Origin of the sequence: Flavobacterium sp. (genome assembly GCF_025352425.1) — a bacterium.
Taxonomy (GTDB): Bacteria; Bacteroidota; Bacteroidia; order Flavobacteriales; family Flavobacteriaceae; genus Flavobacterium.
The window spans coordinates 40,050-56,931 of record NZ_JANXTI010000026.1; the positions used below are offsets into that span (position 1 = coordinate 40,050).

At 38.6% G+C, this 16,882-nt stretch carries 16 protein-coding genes and 2 pseudogenes; 10 read left to right on the top strand and 8 right to left on the bottom strand.

The features are described 5' to 3' along the window. Positions 1–7 precede the first annotated feature (7 nt). On the bottom strand, positions 8–799 hold the full coding sequence (locus Q0Q99_RS03080) for a DUF4239 domain-containing protein (RefSeq protein ID WP_293891274.1): 792 nt from the start codon (positions 797–799) through the stop codon (positions 8–10). Between the two features lie 254 nt (positions 800–1,053). On the opposite strand from Q0Q99_RS03080, the gene Q0Q99_RS03085 reads away from it, so the two are divergent. The 6 genes and pseudogenes from Q0Q99_RS03085 to Q0Q99_RS03105 all read left to right on the top strand — a co-directional run bounded on the left by Q0Q99_RS03085 (position 1,054) and on the right by Q0Q99_RS03105 (position 4,602). Continuing rightward, positions 1,054–1,578: an IS1595 family transposase gene (locus Q0Q99_RS03085; RefSeq protein ID WP_293891277.1), complete on the top strand. Its 525-nt coding sequence runs from the start codon at positions 1,054–1,056 to the stop codon at positions 1,576–1,578. Beyond that, positions 1,550–1,920, top strand: a pseudogene (locus Q0Q99_RS12875) (IS1595 family transposase). Before Q0Q99_RS03085 ends, Q0Q99_RS12875 begins: the two are co-directional and overlap by 29 nt. Before the next feature lies 1 nt (position 1,921). Then, on the top strand, positions 1,922–2,866 hold the full coding sequence (locus tag Q0Q99_RS03090; RefSeq protein ID WP_293891280.1) for a P63C domain-containing protein: 945 nt from the start codon (positions 1,922–1,924) through the stop codon (positions 2,864–2,866). Positions 2,867–3,078: 212 nt separating this feature from the next. Beyond that, positions 3,079–3,819: a hypothetical protein gene (locus tag Q0Q99_RS03095; RefSeq protein ID WP_293891283.1), complete on the top strand. Its 741-nt coding sequence runs from the start codon at positions 3,079–3,081 to the stop codon at positions 3,817–3,819. 358 nt (positions 3,820–4,177) lie between these two features. Then, complete coding sequence (locus tag Q0Q99_RS03100) at positions 4,178–4,342, top strand: hypothetical protein (RefSeq protein ID WP_293891286.1); 165 nt, start codon at positions 4,178–4,180, stop codon at positions 4,340–4,342. Positions 4,343–4,359: 17 nt separating this feature from the next. Continuing rightward, on the top strand, positions 4,360–4,602 hold the full coding sequence (locus Q0Q99_RS03105) for a hypothetical protein (protein ID WP_293891289.1): 243 nt from the start codon (positions 4,360–4,362) through the stop codon (positions 4,600–4,602). 134 nt (positions 4,603–4,736) lie between these two features. Here the strand turns inward: Q0Q99_RS03105 and Q0Q99_RS03110 are convergent, their stop codons facing one another. Then, positions 4,737–5,159 (bottom strand): DUF1810 domain-containing protein, encoded by a 423-nt coding sequence (locus tag Q0Q99_RS03110; protein WP_293891292.1) that lies wholly within the window; start codon positions 5,157–5,159, stop codon positions 4,737–4,739. 10 nt (positions 5,160–5,169) lie between these two features. After that, positions 5,170–5,844, bottom strand: coding sequence for an SOS response-associated peptidase (locus Q0Q99_RS03115; RefSeq protein ID WP_293891295.1), 675 nt, complete (start codon positions 5,842–5,844; stop codon positions 5,170–5,172). 240 nt (positions 5,845–6,084) lie between these two features. On the opposite strand from Q0Q99_RS03115, the gene Q0Q99_RS03120 reads away from it, so the two are divergent. Continuing rightward, positions 6,085–6,648, top strand: coding sequence for a helix-turn-helix transcriptional regulator (locus Q0Q99_RS03120; RefSeq protein ID WP_293891298.1), 564 nt, complete (start codon positions 6,085–6,087; stop codon positions 6,646–6,648). A gap of 112 nt (positions 6,649–6,760) precedes the next feature. Then, positions 6,761–7,174, top strand: a complete 414-nt coding sequence (locus Q0Q99_RS03125) for a hypothetical protein (RefSeq protein ID WP_293891301.1) — start codon at positions 6,761–6,763, stop codon at positions 7,172–7,174. A gap of 61 nt (positions 7,175–7,235) precedes the next feature. Here the strand turns inward: Q0Q99_RS03125 and Q0Q99_RS03130 are convergent. Both Q0Q99_RS03130 and dinB read right to left on the bottom strand, forming a co-directional pair. After that, positions 7,236–10,282 (bottom strand): annotated as a pseudogene (locus Q0Q99_RS03130) (DNA polymerase III subunit alpha). A 51-nt stretch (positions 10,283–10,333) separates the two neighbouring features. Next, positions 10,334–11,545, bottom strand: a complete 1,212-nt coding sequence (gene dinB / locus Q0Q99_RS03135) for a DNA polymerase IV (protein ID WP_293891304.1) — start codon at positions 11,543–11,545, stop codon at positions 10,334–10,336. A 97-nt stretch (positions 11,546–11,642) separates the two neighbouring features. Between dinB and Q0Q99_RS03140 the strand changes: the two genes are divergently transcribed. Beyond that, complete coding sequence (locus tag Q0Q99_RS03140) at positions 11,643–12,413, top strand: XRE family transcriptional regulator (protein WP_293891307.1); 771 nt, start codon at positions 11,643–11,645, stop codon at positions 12,411–12,413. A gap of 23 nt (positions 12,414–12,436) precedes the next feature. Here Q0Q99_RS03140 and Q0Q99_RS03145 read toward each other — a convergent pair whose 3' ends face one another. After that, a complete protein-coding gene (locus Q0Q99_RS03145) occupies positions 12,437–13,189 on the bottom strand; it encodes an SIMPL domain-containing protein (protein ID WP_293891310.1) in 753 nt (250 codons plus the stop codon). Positions 13,190–13,239: 50 nt separating this feature from the next. Beyond that, positions 13,240–13,683 (bottom strand): nucleoside deaminase, encoded by a 444-nt coding sequence (locus Q0Q99_RS03150; protein ID WP_293891313.1) that lies wholly within the window; start codon positions 13,681–13,683, stop codon positions 13,240–13,242. A 37-nt stretch (positions 13,684–13,720) separates the two neighbouring features. Here Q0Q99_RS03150 and Q0Q99_RS03155 point away from each other — a divergent pair, with 37 nt between their 5' ends. Then, a complete protein-coding gene (locus tag Q0Q99_RS03155) occupies positions 13,721–15,520 on the top strand; it encodes a 1-deoxy-D-xylulose-5-phosphate synthase (RefSeq protein WP_293891316.1) in 1,800 nt (599 codons plus the stop codon). Here the strand turns inward: Q0Q99_RS03155 and Q0Q99_RS03160 are convergent. Then, positions 15,517–16,851, bottom strand: coding sequence for a deoxyguanosinetriphosphate triphosphohydrolase (locus Q0Q99_RS03160; protein WP_293891318.1), 1,335 nt, complete (start codon positions 16,849–16,851; stop codon positions 15,517–15,519). The two genes, Q0Q99_RS03155 and Q0Q99_RS03160, sit on opposite strands and share 4 nt — an antisense overlap. Positions 16,852–16,882 lie beyond the last annotated feature (31 nt).

Here is a 16,882-nt window from a genome sequence, read left to right on the forward strand (position 1 = left end):
GTAATAATTAAATATTATTGGTTTCTTTATCCATCATCAAAATAGTTTTATACTCATTTGGCTCAATCTTCATGTCGCCGGTAAACGGATGATCTAATTGGACAATAATAAAAATAACTAGTCCAATAAATGCGCCCAACAATGTATTTATTAATAAATGGATTCGTAAACTTTCTACATCAAGTAATAAAGCAAAAATCATCACAATAATTCCTCCCAACAAGAGTGGAATCCATATTTCAAACGGTATTGAAGATGAGTTATTTACTTGTCTAAGGCTTCTACGCATGCTTAATTCATTCAACTGATTGAGAATTTGAGCGGAATATGCGTTTTTCATACCTAACTTACCTACCAGTAAAAAAACTTTATTTAATGCAGTTCTACTATTTTTATCAAGCGGTTCCATTTTTTCCATAGCAGGAAAATCATGTTCAATAACAGTGTGTACATATTTCATGTAAGCTGTTTTTATTGGTAAAATTTCTGTTTTAGAAGGAAAATAATTAATGTCTCTATAAAAGGCTATTGCTGAACTTCCTTCATAACTGGTATCTATCTGAGCATTATCAGACGAACCCCAAACCATAAAGACAACAAAACCTAAAAGTAATGCGTAAAAACCTCCAATTATAGCAAAAATATAACTTACTGCTTCATTATGCTTCTGTTTTGGAGATATCTTCACGTATTTGCGAAAACAATAAGTTATTAAAAAACTTATTCCAGAAAATATAAGGACAATAATTATTAATAATATTAATGGTGGAATCTGAAGTAGTTGATAGATAAAACTCATGGTGTTCGATTTGTAACCAAAAGTAGTTAAAAATATATGGATAATTTAAACGTCTCCATTTGAGCAACGTTTGCTAACAGCCGTTTCTCGCAATTGCGAATTTTGTGGTAAGTTCACGTTCACGTTTCGCAAGAAATATTATCTTAGTGGAAAATAATGGTAATGTCATAGTTAAAGGTAGTAAAATAATTGCCTAAAAATTTTGTCGTTTGAGTTTAAGTAGTTACATTTGTACTACCATTAAATCATACAGGATGAATATTATACAAGTTTACAAACAGTTCCCAACACAACAAGATTGCATCAACCATTTAGAATTAGTAAGATGGAACGGCGAACCTACCTGCCCTTACTGCAATTCTAAAAACCAATCTCCTATGCCAAAGGAACAACGTTTCCATTGTAATACTTGCAACACTTCTTTTAGTGTTATTGTTGGAACGATATTTCACAAAACAAAAATTGATTTACAAAAATGGTTCTTGGCTATTTCTTTAGTGCTTAATGCAAAAAAAGGATATAGCGCACGTCAGTTAGGACGTGATTTAGAAGTAACAAAAGACACCGCTTGGAGAGTGTTTATGCAGATAAGACGCGCTTTAGTTGACGATAAACAATTAATGACGGGAATTGTTGAAGCTGATGAAACTTATATCGGAGGAAAAGATAAAAACCGCCACAATGATAAAAAGAAACCTGGCGGACAAGGTGGCGCAAACCACACGCCTGTTATTGGAGTTTTACAGCGTGATGGTAAGGTTGTGGCTAAAAAAAAATGACACCACTAAAAAGACCTTAAAAAGGTTTTTACACGATAACGTTGCCAAAGGTTCTGTTCTTTCAACAGACCAACACAAAGGTTATGCAGGAATGAATAAATGGTACGACCATAAAACTGTAAATCACAATATCGGACAGTATGTTAAAGGAATTGCGCACACAATACTTTAGAAGGATTTTGGTCTTTATTCAAAAGAGGTATTTACGGACAGTACCACCAAATTAGCGATAGATATTTAGACAAATACCTTGTAGAGTTCTGTTTCAGATACAGCAACCGTTCGGTTGATACAAATGTATTATTCGCTCAAATTATAAATAAATCAGTAAATCTATATTAATATGAAAAATAAAAATTTAGAAGCTAAGTATGGCTCTTCGGACTCTCCTTTAATGATAGGAGATATAGAAATACCTTGTTACGTGTTAGAAGATGGAAAAAGAGTAATTGTGCAAAGAGGCTTGTTTAAAGCCTTAGGCATTAATTATGGAGGCACAACAAACAAAGAACTCAAGGAGTTTGGAGGTGCTGCAAGGCTGGTCGCTTTTATGGATAATAACTCTATTTTCAATGCAAATAATAGCGCAGAGCTTAATGAAATCAAGCTGCTGCTAAAATCCCCTATAAAATTTGAACTTAACGGCGTGATACACTTCGGGTATGAAGCCACATTGTTACAAGAAATAACTAAAAGCATATCAAAAGCATATTTAAAAGGTACTTTACCCGCAAGAAATAATGAAATTGGACGTAATGCCGAAATATTATATGATGCTTTTGCAAAGGTTGGAATTATTGCGCTAGTTGATGAGGCTACAGGCTATCAAGAGGTAAGAGAAAAAACGGCGCTTAAAGAATTCTTGGCGCAATTTCTTAAAGATGAAAAAGGGAAATGGGTTCAAACGTATGACGATTCATTTTTTGAAGCTATATTCAGAATGAAAGGATGGAATTGGTCAATTGCAAACAAGGGCAAAAAACCTCAAGTTGTAGGGCACTATATAAATAATTATGTTTATTCAAGATTGGCTCCGCAAATTTTAATTGAATTGAGAAAACTAAATCCTAAAGATGAAAAAGGAAATAGGAAAGGAAAATTTACACAATGGATCGAACCTAACTTCGGACATCCAAAATTAAAAGAACATTTGGCAGTTTTAACAGCTTTAGCGAAAGCCTCTGGGCATAATTGGAAGAATTGGGAGAGAATGGTCGAAAGGGCATTGCCAAAATTTGGAAGTGATGGAAGCCAATCTCCAGAATTACCCTTTGATGAGGTTGATTAAATCAAAAACCATATATTTGTAATGACATAGTGCTATTATTATCGCTTTAACCTGAAAGTACCACATCAATTTTAAAGCAAGACAGATAATGATTATAGTGCGCCAATCCGGCGCGACTGTATATCGTTGTTTTGTTGGGCGGGCTGTACTGCCTAGGTTAAGCGTGATATTAGTCGCGCTTTTTTTATTTAATAACCTAAAAATGTACCACAATGAAAAAAATTATTTTATTATCGTTGCTTTTGCTATGCAACCTTTCTTATTGCCAAAGCAATATTAATGGCATTGGAAGATTTAAAGTTGGGATGAACATTTCAATAATAGATTCTTTAAAAAATGAGGGTTACGCCTATAAAGAATTTGACAAGGTTAAAGACCAAAGATATTTCGGTTCAGAGCAGGATTTAGTGAATAGATTGTCAAGAAACGAGAGCAAAAAGATAATGAAATCTGAAATGACTATTTACGAAAAAAAAGTGTCCGACAATTATCAAGATTATGGATATTCTCCTTTGGTAAAAGAAAAGAGGGTGTTCATTATAAAATACTATAATGTTGCTGACATTGATATTGATTTAATGGAGCTGGATTTTTATAATGATAAATTATATGAAATAAAAATATCTGAAAATCCCTTACTAAATCTTTCTTTAATGAAAAAATATAAATATGAAAATAAGGTTGAGTTGGGAGAAAAATACAATTGCTATAATGCATATCGCGAAATAGAATATCAGGAGCAAACTTTAAAAACAATATTTAGAAACGACGAAATATATGCCTATTCCCTACAATCAAGAAGTTATCACAACTGCAAAGAGTTAAATATATTACTGTGCGTCGTAAATGATAAAACCATTTCCGAAAATGTGTTTCAGATAGAAAAAAAGATTTTCATTGATTTAATGAACGACCCAAACAGAAGCGATTTACAATCATTAAAAAAGCTTTAGGTCAATAGTGTTTATAAAACGAAACTTACCGAATCACGCGCGCCTATATAGGTTAAAATTTGATGTAACAAAAGTTTCGTTCTCGGTAACACTTTTAGCAGATGTCAGGCATAACGCCTTAGACTTTTTTATGAAGTGTTTTTTACTGTCAATGTTAGTTATTTGATAGACGAACCGTTTATTGTGATGCCGTGCGAAATCAGAAAAGGGTTCGTATGCTAAAACATTATTTCAATCACTACCTTTAACTATGACATTACCAAAATAATTCGTTCCGAAGTTCGCAACTGACGAGAAGCGGCGGAACGTTAAACAACTAGCAAGACAATATGTTACATTTGTAAATAAATTTAACAAAATGAATAAGCAAGGTGCAATCATAATCGTTGAAGATGACAAGGATGATCAAGAAATCTTTGGTGAAGTATTCAAAGATTTAAATTATACAAATGAAATTATTTTCTTTAATGATGGACAAGAAGCACTCACCTATTTGATTGAAATACCGCGGAGCCCTTTATAGTATTTTCAGATATAAATATGCCAAAATTAAATGGCAAAGAGCTGAGAAAGCAAATTATTGAAAATGAAAACATACGGCTCAGAACCATCCCGTACTTATTTTTTACAACTAGTGCTGCGCAAGAAGATGTGATTGATGCGTACTCAAAATCTATTCAAGGTTTTTTTGTCAAGCCGTCAAGATTTGAAGATTTTAAACGTTTAGTGAAGACAATAGTTGAGTACTGGCAGGATTGTGTGTCTCCAAATTATGTAAAATGATTTCTCTCTAAGGCTGACCGCGAGTTTTATAGAATTGCCTTCAACGGAATAGCACCAACGGATATCAGCCGTTTGGGCAATAGCTCATAATTTGCTCAAATTTACCGCTACTGCGCCAATCGGCGGCACGTAACCTAGAGGTTTAAAAATTCCACCGTCCTCTCATCCTCCTCCGCATCATAATACTTTTCCAACACTTCCCTAAAAACCGGGTGCGAATCCTTAACGTTAGCAAAAAGCGTCATACAAGACCGTAACTTCCTATCATCCGGTTTACCAAAAATTTTATTTGCTGTTTTACCTTCAATCACCAAAACTGCCTCTGAAATCTCAATCAGATGTTTTCCTAAAACAGGATGTTGCAAAAAGCCTTCAGCTTCTTCAAGATTATTTATCGCATAAAATCGTGCGGTGTCGCTGTTTGCCAATCCCTGTAGCTGCGGGAAAATATACCACATCCAATGCGAAGTTTTTTTGCCATTTTTGATTTCTGTAAGTGCCCTTTGATAGGATTGGTTGTGCGCTTCGAGAAAGCGGGTGAGATTGGGTGCGGGCATTTTGTAGACTTTAAAATAAAAATAATTCCTGTCCCGGTTTCGGAAGCGGCGTCGCCTCCAGCTCAATCTCCTTCCTGCAAAAATAATGCTCCATGGCATCATCATTCAGCCATAGCTCCTCTTCATCCTTATGCAGGACCACCGGCATTCGTTTTTTGGTGTTGTGTATTTCTGCCATTAGCGTGTTGGCTTCGGTGGTGAGTATGGTATAGCTGTCAATCAATTCACCGGTGTTTGGATCTTTAAAGGGAGAATAGATTCCCGCCAATGAAAATAAGTCTTTCCCGGTTGCCTTGATGTTGTGCAGGATTTTTACCTTCCCTTTTTCATCCATCCATTTGTATTCGTAAAATTCGCTTACCACAACCAGGCAGCGTCGTTTTAAGCTGTCGCGGTACGAGGGTTTTTCCGCAACGGTTTCTATCATGGCATTTAAGGTATTCGCACCTTTCCGAAACTGTGAAATATCCTTCGCCCAATGCGGTATTAAACCCCATTCACCCAAAACTATTTCTTTCTCCTGCTGCTGTTTGATAATAGGAAGCCGCGGATGGCCAAAGCCATTAATCATTCCGGAAGGTGATGGTGGGCGCTTATCCCAATACTGGACAGGCGGATGGTGCTTGACGCCGTAGTGGTGCTCTATCGTTTCAAAGTCGGCATCGAGTCCGTAGTAGTAACACATACATCCTAAATTTAAAACCCTAAGGTACAAAATTTTCCAAGCATATAAAATGTATAGTAAAAGTGTACCTGCAATTTCCAAAAATGTGTATTACTGCTGGCACGATCCAAAATTTTAACATTTCTGGCGCAGGATTTACGCATTTGAAAATGTTGCGCCAAATTTTGTGGCATGATTTTTTCTTACTAAAAAATTGCGCCAAATCTGTTAAAGAAAATTTTTGATTTAATCTTTATACAGATGAAAAAAACTCAAGCCCTCCGCGACCTTTTAGGATTTAGCCAAACAGAATTGGCATTAGTCCTAAACGTTTCCAGAAGCCAATTTTCGAAATTCGAGATAGGAACAAGGGATATTCCTAAAAATGCAAAATACCTTCTTGCTGAAATGTTGAGTCATATACAGTCTCCTGATATTCCATTAAAAAGAACCGCCGTCGTGCAGGAACAAATGGTGCAATTGCAACTTCAATTGCAATGCATGCTTAAGGAAAATGAATATCAATTATTGCATACAGCCCGTAAAATTGAGGCCTCAGAGAAAATCTACAGCACGAAAGTAAGGGTGCGGCATCTTGTTGATTTCCTATCCTCACGCACTGATTCGAATGAAATTTCCAAAGCAGCAGCATTGAGGGCAATACGTCATACGGCAGATAAAAGTTTGCAGGAGCATGGATTAACATCCATAACAAAACTCAAGATCAAATTGGAAGTATTACAACTCGAAAAAATATTTTTGGATGCGGAATTGCGAAAATTATTGTTAGATACCGATTTTATTGGCAATAAAGACTTATTCTAATTTGTAATATTATACTTGTTATGTTAAAGTTTTCATAAAATCATATTCCTACAAATTTTTGGCACGGCTCTTGTCTTTTGGCAGACAATATTAACCATTAAATATTTTTATTATGAACACAATTACAAATTTGACGCAGATTGCCGATTGCAACGCGTTACTTGCCTGGGCAGGTAAAGAGAAAGCCGACTTGACTTTCAAAAAAATTTCAGATGAGCGTTTAACTGTACGTTATGCAGACACGGCTCAGGAGCTTGACGCCTTATTAGGAGGCGTAATTGCCGAACTTACGGCAACAGAAACCATCATCGCAGTATTGCCTGATGGACCAACGAAAGATGATGCCATTAACAAAAAAACCAGACTTGAGTACAAAAAGTTCTTACTCGAAACCCGTAAGGAAAGTTACGGTGTAATAGCACTGGTTGAAAAGGAAATGGATTTGGAAAGAGTAAATCGTGAGATTGAAGTAGTGGACACCTTTATTGCCGCTGTTGAAGCTCAGAAAGTCACTCTTGCCGCGTAAAAAACTACTCTTGATGTGATTTTGATTGACGCTGAGGCTGCCCGAAAGGGCAGTCTCTTTTTTATGCCATTTTGTGTCGTGGTAAATTAATTTCCTGAGGATAAGGCTCACGGTGCGTCATACTCACATCTTCCCGTATTTGGTGTTGCATTTCATAGCGCTTTTCGTCCGTTGCGGCATAACGTGGGTCGGGGATAAAAGGCATCTTAGCCATGCGCGTTATAGTAACCGTCGGGAAATGGTAATCGACCTCAACTACTCCCTGTAAAAGATAGCATCCTCCTCCCTGAAAAGGATATCTTTTAAGGCAGTCGGCAAAATGCGCCGTATCAAATAGTTCCCCCTCTACATCAATCCACGTTCCGAAATACATATCACCCATCTTCGTGGGTACATGCTTTCGTGAAATAAGATAGGCAAGCATCTTCACGGTTCTTTTGTGATAGCGCACTAAATCCCTGGCCATCACATCGCCGCGATAACGCGTCTGCAACAAATTAAAAGGGGTAACCGATACCGGAAAAGTCAGCAATTCAATTTCATCAAAGGCGTCCTCAAAAGGCGAACGCGCCAATACCGGAAGGGTGTATTCCTTATAGGGCTCTTCAAGCAGCAGCCAGCCCCGATTTTCGGGTTTGAAATTCATCATCAGCATGCGCGCAATAACCAAGAGTTCGCTTTTGGTTTTACCTGTAAACCGAAAGGCACCAATTAAAATCAGTATCTGTATCCCTTCTATCCCTATTGCAATGCGGTTGATAAAATCTTCAATCGATTTAAATTCCCCATACGTTTCGCGGTTTTCCTCTATCGCATAGGCAATTTTGGACTGCAGGCTTTTAAGGTGCTGAAACCCCAGATACACATTCTTGCCGTAGACTGTAGTTTGAAACAAACTTTTATTGACGCAGGGGTTGTGGATGTTAGCCCCCGACATTTTAGCTTCGTGTACATACACTTCCGTGCGGTAAAAACCGCCAAAATTATTGATGGCAGCGGTCATGAATTCGATTGGGTAATGCACTTTCAGGTAAAGGCTTTGGTAACTTTCTACCGCATAGGATGCAGAATGTGCCTTGCAGAAGGAATAACCCGCAAAGGATTCTATCTGCCGGTATATTTCCTCGCTCAGGGTTTCGGGATGTCACTGCGCTTTACAGCTTTCCAGAAAATCATCTTTAATCCTTGCCAACTGCGCTTTGGAACGCCCTTCCCACTCATCGCACGCCGCAAAATATCCCCGTCGGAAGCCGGAAGCCCGCCATAATGCAGCGCAATCTTTATTACATCTTCCTGGTACACCATAATACCATAGGTTTCACCAAGCTGTTCCTTAAAAACATCATGGAAATATTCAAAACGGTCGGGATAGTTGTGCCTGAAAATGTATTCCTTCATCATTCCCGACTGCGCCACGCCGGGGCGGATTATAGAAGATGCCGCAACAAGCACCTTATAATTATCACATTTGAGTCGGCGCAACAATCCCCGCATCGCAGGGCTTTCAATATAAAAGCACCCTATCGTTTTGCCAATACCCAAATAAGCGTTGCAGGAAGCTTCATTTTTTGAAATACGGGTATCCCGGATATCCACATCAATCCCCCGGTTTTTTTTGACCAGCTTTACTGTGTCGTCAATAGTGGCGATACCGCGCTGACTTAGGATATCAAACTTCTCAAAGCCGATATCTTCGGCAACATGCATGTCAAATTGTACAATGGGATAGCCTTTTGGGGGCATTTCCAACCCGGTAAAATTAGTAATGGGCTCTTCGGAAATGATAATTCCGCAGGAATGCATGCTTCTTTGATTGGGATAGCGTTCGAGCATCATCCCATACTTCTGGACTTTTTTGACCACCTCATTCGGATGATGCCTTGTCATTGGATTTTTGGCAAGCACATCCAGTTCTTCCTTCGGCAGTCCGAATACCTTTCCCACCTCCCGAAAAATGGAACGGTATTTAAATTCGACATTTGTCCCGCAGAACGCTACATGGTCACGACCGTATTTATTAAAAATATAATCCAATATGGTGTTGCGCTCCTGCCACGACCAGTCAATATCAAAATCAGGCGGTGATTTTCGGTTCAGGTTCAGGAAACGCTCAAAATACAGGTCGAGTTCCAACGGGCATATATCCGTAATTCCCAAGCAATAGGCGATAATGCTGTTGGCTCCACTGCCACGTCCTATATGCAGAAAACCCTGACTGGTGCTGTACCTCACGATATCCCACGTAATCAGGAAGTAACCGCTGAACTGCAATTCATCAATTACCTTTAATTCTTTTTTAATCCGTGCTATGGCTTCTTTATTGTCCTTTTCATAACGCCGTTCCAAACCCTCATAAGCTAATTTGGTCAACAATTCCAAATCAGTCCGGTTGTTTTCGGTAAAGTGTTTTTTATTTCTTGGAATGCCAAACTCATACACAAAATGGCATTGCTCCATCAACCATTCTGTGTTCTGGAGTATTTTGGGATACTCGGTAAAACCAGAAATCAATAGTTCCAAAGGAATCATTATTTCGGATTCCCTGCAATAATCGGTTTCCCTGAGTTTGGAACCTAAAATATTTAAGTCAATGGCGCGCAGTATTTTGTGCAGGCTGTATTCGGTTTTGGTTCGGTAGGTCACAGGTTTTAGAATCACCATCTTATCCAGCCAACGCTTCCAATTGTGATTGAATAGTTTGGACAGCTGTTCGGGGCGGATACCCACAAATTCATTTTCATTTAATTCCTCGGGGATGTTTTCGAAAGGGTAAATGACAAATACATTTTTAAATGCGGGTGCTCTTTTGGGCAAAGGCGTGTCCGCAAAATTATGCTCCGTAATCAGGCCGTTCATTTCGGCAATACCCTCGCGGTTTTTTGCCAGTCCTATATACTCCTGTTTATTTTTATTCCTGAAATCAATTCCGACAATGGGTTTGATGTTGACCTCCCCGCATAATTTGACAAAATCATAAATTCCCGTAATGGTATTGATATCGGTCAACGCCATTGTCTTTACGCCATGCAACGCGGCTTCCTGCACTAAGTCCTGAAGCGGGATAGTGCCATAACGCAGCGAATGAAAGGAATGGCAATTGAGGTACATGAAAAATAAATTACGAATTACGAATTAGGAATTACGAATTAGGATTCGGGATTATTGATTTTTATAATAGAACTCGCCTTTCAACGGGTCAGGTAGTTTTTGTTCTTCCTCATCTTTTGATTTGAGTTTGGTTCCCGCACAGCGGCTTACCGCATCAGCGCCAAAACGGTTTCTTATTTTGTCCATCGTTTGGTATAAAGACATCATTTCTACCGTGTCCTCAAACATATTTACCTGATAGCTTCCGCGGGCTAATCCACTAAAGCGGATACCAATAAGTCGGATGCGCATCCTACGGTTGTACAGTTTGTCAAACAGTTCCAAAATGTAACGGATCAGGATATGGTCGCAGGAGGTATAGGTAATTTTCATCTGCCGGACTTCGGTATCAAAATTGGCGTATCGGATTTTCACTACTACTAAGGAAGGAAGCCATTGCTCTTTCCGAAGTTGGTAGGCTAATTTTTCAGCCATGCTTATCAAATGTGATTTAACCTTCTTAATATCAATGGTATCCTGCAGGTAAGTATGCTCGGTTGAAATGGATTTCCTTTCCACATAAGGCTGTACCGGCGTGTTGTCAATACCATTTGCTTTTCTCCATAATTCCAATCCAATCTTCCCAAACATACTGTGCATATAATGTTGCGGCATTTCAGAAAGCTTCTCGATGTTGCGGATTCCAAGCTGTGAGAAGGATTTAAAATTCTGCTCTCCAATTCCAGGAATCTTTCTTATAGAAAGCGGATTTAAAAAGGACTGCACCATTTTTTCAGGAACTTCAAGATTATCTTTGGGCTTTCCTTCACCCGTAGCAATCTTGGATACCGTTTTATTTACGGATAGCGCAAAGCTTATAGGCAGGCCTGTTTCCTTTATAATGGTTTGGGACAATTCATTTGTCCATTTATAGCATCCATAAAACTTGTCCATTCCTGTAATATCAAGATAGAATTCGTCAATACTGGACTTCTCTACAATAGGGGCATTTTCTTCAATAATCTGGGTTACCTCCTGTGATTTATTGGTAAACAATTCAAAGTCTCCCTTAATGACTTTGGCTTCGGGACAAAGCTGCAAAGCCATACGGATAGGCATCGCCGAACGCACGCCAAAGCGTCGCGCTTCATAGGAACAGGACGCCACAACGCCTCGCTCACCACCACCCACAATTATTGGAATACCATTTAATTGCGAGTTCTGAAGCCTTACACAAGACACAAAAAAAGTGTCCAAATCCATATGTACAATTGACCTTGACATCGCTAAGTTTCTGAGGATAAAATATTTCTACAAAAATATGCGGATTTATCACTTTAATAATTATATTTGAAGTGCTAAATCCTCACATTAACATATCATGTCGTTATTTTCCGATAATATAAAAGTCCTAAGAACGAAAAAAGCCGTGACACAACAGGTAGCTGCGGCGGAATGCAGTGTTCCCAGAGATCGTTACGTAAAATACGAAGGTGGGATTAATCTTCCGCCACCCGATTTTCTATTGGCTGTGTCGAGATATTTTCATATCAGTATTGATATCTTATTGTCAGTAGACTTGAGGAAAATTCCAGTTGATGATTTACTTAAATTGGGTGATAACCGGATTTTATTGCCAATAACGGTTGACAAAAACGGAAATAATTTTATAGAGATTGTTCCCCATAAAGCACGGGCAGGTTATCTGACCGGCTATGCCAATCCCGAATTTATTGAGAATCTGCAGCAGATAGCATTGCCATTTTTAGGCTCCGGTAAAATGAGGGCATTCCCAATTGGTGGCGATTCGATGCCGCCGCATACTGATAAGAGTTTTATTGTAGGACGGTATATTGAAAACCTTGGCGAAATCAAAAAGGACAAAACCTATATCATAGTGACACTCAGCGAGGGAATTACATATAAAAGACTCAATAGTAAAAATGACGACTCCATAACTGTTGCTCCCGATAATATTATATACAGCCCTTATGATATAAAGCTTTCGGATGTTTTGGAAATATGGGAATATGTTGCCCACATTGGTCAGGAAGACAACAAACCGGAGAATTTTGATGCCGAGAGCTTTCCCGGGATATTGAAAATCCTGCAAAGTGATATTGCGGCTATAAATGCTAAAATTGGGAGGTAAAGTCTCAATACTTAGAGCTTTTTTTAATCCAACTCATATTCCAACCTAACCGTAATCCGTGCCGTTTTATTTTTACTGTATGTATCGTTGATTCCGCCATAACTATCATCTTCTGTAGAACCTTGGCCTGTAATCTGAAAAACGCCCATACTGGCTCTTTTAAGTTTTCCCAAATCGCCATCTGCCGTTTTTACAATTTTAGTGGCTCGCTCATTGGCGTCTTTGGTCGCCTTTTCAATCAGGCTTTGCTTTAAGCTTGGCAAATCTGAAAACGTGTACTGAATGGTATTAGAGGACAATTCGATTCCGGAATTTACCAATTCAGATGTTTTACTTGATACGCTTTCAATACGCTGCATCAAATCGGAATTCTTTTTAGCAGAAAAAGAGATGGTCTGTGTTGCCTGATACCCATCAAAAAGCTGTTCGTAACGAGTTTGGTTGTCAATTCCTTCACTTCTGACTTCTCTAAACTTTTTCTGGAAATTTACGGCCCCAAAACTAAATTCATTCGATTTAAACCCTTTACCCAAAAAGAAATCGGAAACAATTTTCTGGTCGGAAACAATCTTATTGTAAGCCGTTTTAATATCAAAACTAGTAGTGGTAAAACTACCTGACCATAGAATCTCATCTGAAACAAAGTCTTTTGTTCCCAATCCGATTACGGTAATAGAATCTAAATTTTTATTTCTGTTTTGGAATGACTTCCCTAAAATCCATGCGGTAATGATGATGGCAACGCCAATAATTATAGAAGAGCTAATTTTGTTCATAGTTTGCTGATTTAAGTTATATAACGGGAAAAAATGATAATTATTGTATCTTAATTTCTTCTGGAGGCAAAAAACCGAAGCATCAACTCCGAACACTCTTTAGCCAAAACGCCCTGAATTACCTGAGTTTTTGGATGGATTGTGGTGCCAAGATTTTGATAGCCCCGTTGTTCGTCCGAAGCACCAAAAACTATCTTTGAAATCTGGCTCCAGTACAAAGCTCCCGCGCACATTTGGCAAGGCTCGACCGTCACATAAAGGGTGCATCCTTTTAAATATTTTCCCCCTATGAAATTCGCCGCCGAAGTAATGGCCTGCATTTCGGCATGAGCCGTAACATCATTGAGCATTTCGGTCAGGTTGTGTGTCCGCGCAATGATTTTATTGTCGATCACAATTACAGCTCCAATTGGAATTTCCCCTTTTTCAAAAGCGAGTTCCGCTTCCTGCAAAGCTTTCTTCATAAAGTATTCGTCGTTGAAAGGGTTTTCCATAAAACAAAAATACAATTTCAATTCGTACATTTGCCTTATGTCAAAAAAATTGCTTGAACACATTGTCATTCCCGCTGACCTGAGAAAACTGGACGTTTCACAATTGCCACAATTGGCAAAAGAACTGCGCGATTTTATTATTGATATCGTATCGGTAAAAGAAGGGCATCTTGGCGCATCGCTTGGTGTGGTTGAGTTAACGATTGCCTTGCATTACGTTTTTGACACACCAAATGATTTGTTGGTTTGGGATGTTGGCCATCAGGCTTATGGACATAAAATCTTAACCGAACGCAGAAAAAAGTTTGACACTAATCGACAACTTGGCGGAATTTCCGGTTTCCCAAAGCGTAGTGAAAGTGTATATGATACTTTTGGCGTTGGACATTCCTCTACCTCTATTTCAGCTGCTTTGGGAATGGCGATAGCTTCTCAGTTAAAAGACGAAATAAAACACCATATTGCGGTGATTGGCGATGCTTCGATTGCCAGCGGAATTGCTTTTGAAGGATTGAATCACGCGGGCGTTACTGATGCAAATTTGCTAATCATCCTTAATGACAACGCTATCGGAATCGACCCAAGTGTTGGTGCGTTAAAAAATTATCTGACTGCAGTCAAAGAAGGAAAGAATCCAAAACAAAACAATATAATCAAGTCGTTGAATATTGATTATTCAGGTCCGATTGACGGGCATGATATTGGAGGTTTAATCAGCGAACTAGAGCGTTTGAAAAAAGTAAAAGGGCCAAAGTTCCTCCACATCGTTACTACTAAAGGCAAAGGTTTACAACAAGCTGAAGAAGACCAAGTGAAATACCACGCGCCGGGAAAATTTGATGCTTCAACAGGAGAATTAATCAAAGCGTCTACTGAAAATTTAGCTCCTAAATTCCAGGACGTTTTTGGTTTAACATTAGTAGAATTAGCTAAAAACAATCCAAAGATTATCGGTATTACTCCTGCAATGCCAAGCGGAAGTTCTATGAAATTTATGATGAATGCCTTTCCGAAAAGGGCTTTTGATGTTGGCATCGCCGAGCAACATGCGGTAACACTTTCCGCCGGAATGGCAACTCAGGGAATGGTTGTTTTTTGTAACATATATTCCACTTTTTTACAACGCGCCTATGACCAGGTGATACATGATGTAGCGTTGCAAAATCTGCCGGTAATTTTCTGTTTAGACCGCGCCGGTTTGGTTGGAGAAGATGGGGCTACACATCACGGTGTTTTTGATTTAGCGTATTTAAGATGCATTCCGAATATGATTATTTATGCGCCAAAAGACGAAACCGAATTGCAGAATATTTTATTCACGGCTTCTCTGGGATTAAAAAATCCTATTGCCATTCGGTATCCCCGTGGGAGAGGCAAAAATACAGATTGGAAATTCCCGTCCGACTTTCAAAAGATAGAAATTGGAAAATCTAAAAAACTTAAAAAAGGGAAAATTGTTGCCATTCTTTCTACAGGAACTATAGCCGATAATGTTACCCAAGCATTAAATGGTATTGAAGATGAAGGTCATTTTGCGCATTATCATTTTGGTTTTGTAAAACCGCTAGACGAAAAGAAACTGCATAAAATCTGTGATAAATTTTCGACCATCATTACTGTTGAAGATGGTGTTACCACCGGTGGTTTTGGAAGTGCAGTTTTAGAATTTTCTGCTAAAAATGATTATGTCAACGAAATCTTCCTTTGTGGTGTTCCCGATTATTTTATCGAACACGGAACCGTTGATGAACTACAGCAATTTTGCAACATAGATGTTGATGGTTTACGCTCACTTTTTTCAGGCTTGCTTGAGGAAGAAGAGGAAGATGAAGATTAAGCTGTTACAATCTTGTTATACAATACCGCTTTTCCATCCGTTAACATAGAGATGAAATGACAGATATGCAGTAATCGGTCGTACAAACTTTCCTTTTCCAAGTGGTGTTTCTCCGGCAAGATTTTCAATAGTAATTTATCGTAATTGGTGGCTTTCCCTTCGTGATTGTTGTTGTATGCCGTGATGAATTTGTCCAGTAAATTATTAATAATCTGATAACCCGAAAGTTCTTTTTCAATGACTTCCCGACTTTGGTAAATGTTCTTTACGCTCAATTTGATGATATCATCCATTTGCGCTTTGTACTTGCTTTTGTCCGTCAGCGCAAAATGAAATTCGCCTTTAAGAATGGCTTCTTCGTTTTCGATAAAAACTTTCACAGCGTCATTGATAAGATTTCCAATTGCAAGCGCACGCAGATAACTAATGCGGTCTTCTTTTGTTGTCAACGTTTGGTATTTGGCGGTGTCAATGGTGTCTTTTACCAATTTGATTAAATATTCTAACGCATAATCTTCCGAAACCAAACCAAGGTTAATACCATCTTCAAAGTCAATAATGGTGTAGCAGATATCATCGGCAGCCTCTACTAAAAATGCCAAAGGATGCCGCTCAAAACCAATATCATTTCCTGTCTTATTCGAAATCATTCCCAATTCGGAAGCAACTTCCTTAAAGAAATCCTTATCGGACTGGAAGAAACCATATTTTTTATCTGATATGTTTTTTGTTGGTTTTTTGGGTAAACTTTCTTTTGGATATTTCATAAACGCTCCCAAAACCGCATAGGTCAAACGCAAACTTCCTTCAATTCCGGGGCGCGAACTTGAAAGCACAGAAAAGCCATTGGCATTGCCTTCAAAATCGATTAAATCCTGCCATTGTTTATCGGTCAGCCGGTCTTTATATTGTTGTCCTTTCCCGATGGAGAAATATTCGCCAATCGCTTTTTCACCCGAATGTCCGAAAGGTGGATTGCCAATATCGTGGGCTAAGGATGCCGCTGCGACTATGGCGCCAAAATCGTTCATATGATAACCATGAATTTCCTGTAGATGCGGGTATTTTTCAAGAATTTTTTTACCAACTAATCTTCCTATTGAACGCCCCACTACAGAAACTTCCAAACTGTGTGTCAAGCGAGTATGGACAAAATCAGTTTTCGAAAGCGGAATCACCTGGGTTTTATCTTGTAAGCTTCGAAACGCGGACGAGAAAATAATCCGGTCATAATCGACTTCAAAGCCCAAACGGGTATCGTCCTGTTCTGCGCGTAAACGTTTGCTGGTGTCGCCCTGACGTTTTAAAGATAAAAGTTGTTCCCAGTTCATTGAAATTTTAGATTTGAAATTTTAGATACAC

Bases quoted from the DNA above. Each gene is read 5' to 3' on its own strand.
- Q0Q99_RS03160 (WP_293891318.1), bottom strand. From the start codon at position 16,851: ATGAACTGGGAACAACTTTTATCTTTAAAACGTCAGGGCGACACCAGC.
- Q0Q99_RS03145 (WP_293891310.1), bottom strand. From the start codon at position 13,189: ATGAACAAAATTAGCTCTTCTATAATTATTGGCGTTGCCATCATCATT.
- Q0Q99_RS03150 (WP_293891313.1), bottom strand. From the start codon at position 13,683: ATGGAAAACCCTTTCAACGACGAATACTTTATGAAGAAAGCTTTGCAG.
- Q0Q99_RS03090 (WP_293891280.1), top strand. From the start codon at position 1,922: ATGAAAAATAAAAATTTAGAAGCTAAGTATGGCTCTTCGGACTCTCCT.
- Q0Q99_RS03140 (WP_293891307.1), top strand. From the start codon at position 11,643: ATGTCGTTATTTTCCGATAATATAAAAGTCCTAAGAACGAAAAAAGCC.
- Q0Q99_RS03100 (WP_293891286.1), top strand. From the start codon at position 4,178: ATGAATAAGCAAGGTGCAATCATAATCGTTGAAGATGACAAGGATGAT.
- Q0Q99_RS03095 (WP_293891283.1), top strand. From the start codon at position 3,079: ATGAAAAAAATTATTTTATTATCGTTGCTTTTGCTATGCAACCTTTCT.
- Q0Q99_RS03115 (WP_293891295.1), bottom strand. From the start codon at position 5,844: ATGTGTTACTACTACGGACTCGATGCCGACTTTGAAACGATAGAGCAC.
- Q0Q99_RS03120 (WP_293891298.1), top strand. From the start codon at position 6,085: ATGAAAAAAACTCAAGCCCTCCGCGACCTTTTAGGATTTAGCCAAACA.
- Q0Q99_RS03080 (WP_293891274.1), bottom strand. From the start codon at position 799: ATGAGTTTTATCTATCAACTACTTCAGATTCCACCATTAATATTATTA.
- Q0Q99_RS03125 (WP_293891301.1), top strand. From the start codon at position 6,761: ATGAACACAATTACAAATTTGACGCAGATTGCCGATTGCAACGCGTTA.
- Q0Q99_RS03105 (WP_293891289.1), top strand. From the start codon at position 4,360: ATGCCAAAATTAAATGGCAAAGAGCTGAGAAAGCAAATTATTGAAAAT.
- Q0Q99_RS03155 (WP_293891316.1), top strand. From the start codon at position 13,721: ATGTCAAAAAAATTGCTTGAACACATTGTCATTCCCGCTGACCTGAGA.
- Q0Q99_RS03110 (WP_293891292.1), bottom strand. From the start codon at position 5,159: ATGCCCGCACCCAATCTCACCCGCTTTCTCGAAGCGCACAACCAATCC.
- dinB (WP_293891304.1), bottom strand. From the start codon at position 11,545: ATGTCAAGGTCAATTGTACATATGGATTTGGACACTTTTTTTGTGTCT.
- Q0Q99_RS03085 (WP_293891277.1), top strand. From the start codon at position 1,054: ATGAATATTATACAAGTTTACAAACAGTTCCCAACACAACAAGATTGC.